At 45.5% G+C, this 3,815-nt stretch carries 4 protein-coding genes; all 4 read left to right on the top strand.

The features are described from left to right. The first annotated feature begins 29 nt into the window (after positions 1-29). Positions 30-821, top strand: a complete 792-nt coding sequence (locus MJZ26_14660) for a PorT family protein (GenBank protein MCQ2107019.1) — start codon at positions 30-32, stop codon at positions 819-821. Beyond that, positions 821-1,678 carry a TIGR02147 family protein gene (locus tag MJZ26_14655; protein ID MCQ2107018.1) on the top strand — a complete coding sequence of 286 codons (858 nt, stop codon included), beginning with the start codon at positions 821-823 and terminating at the stop codon, positions 1,676-1,678. The genes MJZ26_14660 and MJZ26_14655 overlap by 1 nt, the downstream gene beginning before the upstream one ends. Beyond that, positions 1,668-3,428: a hypothetical protein gene (locus tag MJZ26_14650; protein MCQ2107017.1), complete on the top strand. Its 1,761-nt coding sequence runs from the start codon at positions 1,668-1,670 to the stop codon at positions 3,426-3,428. Before MJZ26_14655 ends, MJZ26_14650 begins: the two co-directional genes overlap by 11 nt. Positions 3,429-3,498: 70 nt before the next feature. After that, positions 3,499-3,815: hypothetical protein (locus tag MJZ26_14645; GenBank protein ID MCQ2107016.1), on the top strand; the 317-nt coding region annotated here is incomplete at its 3' end.

Genomic DNA, 3,815 nt, shown 5'->3' with positions numbered 1-3,815 from the left:
TGAATTTTTAAAGGTTAGGAGAACCTTTTATGCGAAATGTTGTTGCATTCATATTTGCCTTGCTTATGCCGTTGGGGGCCTGGGCCGAGGCAAGCAACTCATCAAGTTGTTTCGACAAGTTGGAATTGGGAACTCGCTTTGGGGCGGGACTCATGTATGTCATCACGGATTCCAAAGAGGATTATTATCCCTCAAACGGTGGACCTTGGGGTTCGTTGTCTTTTGATGTGGCGTACGGCTTGACGGAAAATCTTTACCTGCATTCCGGCGTGGGTTTGGACTATAGGATTTTCTTTGTTTATATAGAAGCTCTTGCGGGAGATGTTCTTGATTACGATGTCGGGGAAGAGCAGGACGCTTATGACAAATGTGAAGGAAGTTTTTACTGTGGTAGAGGACATTGGGAATATAATCAAGCTTTCTTGCTGAATGTTCCCGTGCTTTTGCAGTGGAGGATTCCTCGCATTCTGTTTCTTGAAGTGGGCGTTGTATTTGAACTGTTGCTTGGGACAATCGAAAATGAGGATGATGGGTGGAGGGATGAATCTTACCGAAATCGCGATGAGGAAAGCCGCTTTGGGGTGAATGTTGCTATGGGTGTTGGGCATCAATTTAAATCGGGCCTGTTCATTGATTTTCGTGTGCTTTTCCGCGTGAACGATTTAATTGATGCAGACAAGTTTGCGGATAGTTACTTTATCCCAGTACAAGAATTTGATGGTGATGGAAATGTTGTGTTTGATTTTATGGATTATTCCGAACCCTACGGTTCTTATTATAAAATGTTGAAGTTTCAGCTGGGTGTAGGTTACTGGTTCTGATGAAACCCATTGTCGAATATCTTGATTATCGCGTGTATATGCAGGAGTTCTACGAAGAGCGTAAGAGAACTTCCGCTTTTACGTGGCGTGAATTTTCCAAGCTCTCCGGTTTTGCGTCGTCGGGATATTTGAAGCTGGTGTGCGACGGCAAGACCCGCTTGCGTAAGGCCGGTGCAGAAAGTGTTGCCAAGGCTATGGGGCTGAGCGGTTTCCAGGTGGAATACTTTTGCTGCATGGTGGAATTTTGCGACGCCCGGACAAACGAAGAAAAACAAGCGGCTTATGGTGAAATGTGCCGTTTGGCAGATGCCAACAAGGTCCGTATTTTAGGTGGCGAGGCGTACTCCTATTTTTCCAGCTGGATAAATCCCACGTTGCGTGAGTTGGCTCCCATTATGCCGGGGGCAAAGCCTCTGGAAATGGCCCGCATGCTGTGCCCTTCTGTACCTGCCGCCGATGTGCGCTACTCTCTGGATCAAATGGTTCAGATGGGGCTTCTGCGACGAATCGAGAGTGATGGTCGCGTAACTTACGAGCAGGCCGATGTAGGTATCAATCCTGTTGACAATGCGGATCACAAGGCTGCCATCAATGTGGCGGTTCGTTCCATGCAAAAGCAGTTCGCCCGCCTGGCTGCCGATGCCCTGGATGAATTCGACGGGTCGGAACGGAACCTGTCGGGAATAACCATGGGTCTGGACCGCGTCGCCTATGAGCGTGTGGCAAAGGAAATGGCGAAGTTCCGCAAGAAAATTGAATCCATCGTGTCGGAAGTCAAGGACTATGACCGCGTTTATCGTATAAATTTACAGATGTTTCCCCTGACTCGGAAACTGGAGGAGAATAATGAGAAGTAATTTGCCTAATAAAATTCTTGGGGTTGTGTTTGCGGCGGTCCTCATTTTTTGCGGCTGTTCCGGCTTCACGTCAGACCCTCCCATGGCAGGGTCCACAGACGATTCCGGCGTAAATCTGCAGAAGGAGTTTGCCGTGGCCCGCACTTATGCGCAGGGCTCCTACGAAGTGAAAGAAAGTTCCGAAAACACAAAAACAGGTGTAATTTCCATCAGCCTTGTTCAGGAATCGGGCTGTATCAAGCAGGGTGAAACTTACCAGTGGGTTGAAGACTTGAATCGTGTAACACAATTAGCAGGCGGCCTGTTTCGCTATAGCTTTGCAGGCGACACTTTAACTCTTACCGCCTTGAATGAAGAACCAGATTATTATGGCAATGTTACGGTTCTTAAATTCGTTGGCGGCGAGCCAGGAAAGCTTCAGGGAATTTGGCTGCAATTAAGTCGTTCTGCCTATACCGTGTACTGGAATTTTGGCGAAGGTTCCATTGAAATCCGTGTGCTGGAAAAAGAGAACTTCAACTATATGCAATCCCTCTTTATGTGGATGTTCTATGAAAGTCTTGAAGATTCCAGTATGGATATTTATGCGGATCTCATTTACGATGAACACGCCGTTGATCCTGGTCGCTACGGAGTGGCGATTCTTAAGCAGGATAATCGAAGCGAAACCTTTACTTATAAGGATGTGACCTATGAACTGAAAATAGATTCTGTTCATTCCTTTGATGATTATTTATCGCTGACTCTTTCTAATGGCGCTGCAAAATGTCACCTGGAATATTTTAGCACCTTGAATGTAACTCCTGCAGTATGCAAGGCGGAAAATGCGGATGGCTTGCATTATTCGGATGCAACTCCTGATGTCATGACTCGTTACTCTTGGGGAAATGAAAAGGAATTTGGGGAATGCGTGAATCAGCTGATCGCCGCTGGTGAATCCGCTACGACAGAAAGTTCCTCCTCAAAGTTTGCGAAGGAATTTAGCGCAGCCCATGATTTTATGCCGGTTTACTATAGTGCAGAACCCTCTGGAACAAATGCTGGAACTCTAGTTTGGGATTTTGGCTTGGAAGGTCGTTGTCTCAAAGAAGGTGAGGGAGTGAAATGGGTTGATGGTTGGTATAGCAACCGTCAGGACACGGCACAGTACAATTTTAGTGGAGATACGCTCTTTATCCATGATATCCTTGGTTCTACAGATGTATTGATTGGCGGTACTTCTGGACAGCTCGATGGCGTTTGGAAAATGGTGGGTGATTCGTATGTGAATGTTTATGTCAAGTTTGAAAAGGAAAAAATAACCTTCGCCTACGATATGAATCCGGATTACGACTACATGAATTCGGAATTCTTCGCACGCCTCCACAGCCTTCTTGCAAGTGGTTCGGGATCATTGACTTTTGAAGAAGAATTCTATGAACCGGAAGATGAACTGGAAAACGGCGTTACCATTGTAAACCACACAAATACCAGCGAAACTGTTACGATCAATGGAAAGACTTATGAAATTACCTTGAATCATGCCCATATGCTGTGGCAGGATGTTTCTGTGACCGTAAAGTCTGGCGATCAGATGTGTTCTGGCAGAAAGGTGCAGATCGAATCGTTAACTCAGGAAATGTGCAGTGACAAAAATCTGGAATATTTAGATGACTACCAAGGTGTGGGCATTATGGCCTACGTGATTGACGAAGAAAAAGCTTTTGTTCAGTGTGTTGAACAAATGGTGAAATCTACGATGAGCCCCTAGATTTTTATGATGAACGAACAAACATTGTATATAAAATAAGCTAGGTTTATTGGTAGATGAAAAAAAAATAATGAAGTTCCGCACACTTGTTTTATTTGCTTTTTTCTTGACTACCGCATTTATGCTTAGCGGTTGTGTTGTTGCTGCAGAGCACCTTTCCAAGGCAAAGATAGAGGTGAATCCCGCTCCAGAAATGCGCGGTGCCGGAGAACATTTTACATCGGGGCACAAGTATCGTTTTTCTGGAGGAGTGAACGCTGCTCCTTCTACGACGCAAAAAATTCATGGTATTTATAACGAATGGGCGGACTGGTGTGGAACCAAATGCCGTGACTTGCTGAGTGAGCGTAATGCGTCAAGCAAGGTGAATCTGGAATATGACTTTGA

The sequence above is a fragment of the Fibrobacter sp. genome (genome assembly GCA_024398965.1).
GTDB lineage: Bacteria > Fibrobacterota > Fibrobacteria > Fibrobacterales > Fibrobacteraceae > Fibrobacter.
Note: the sequence above shows the minus strand (reverse complement) of the source record. Positions and strands in the feature narration are given on the sequence as shown.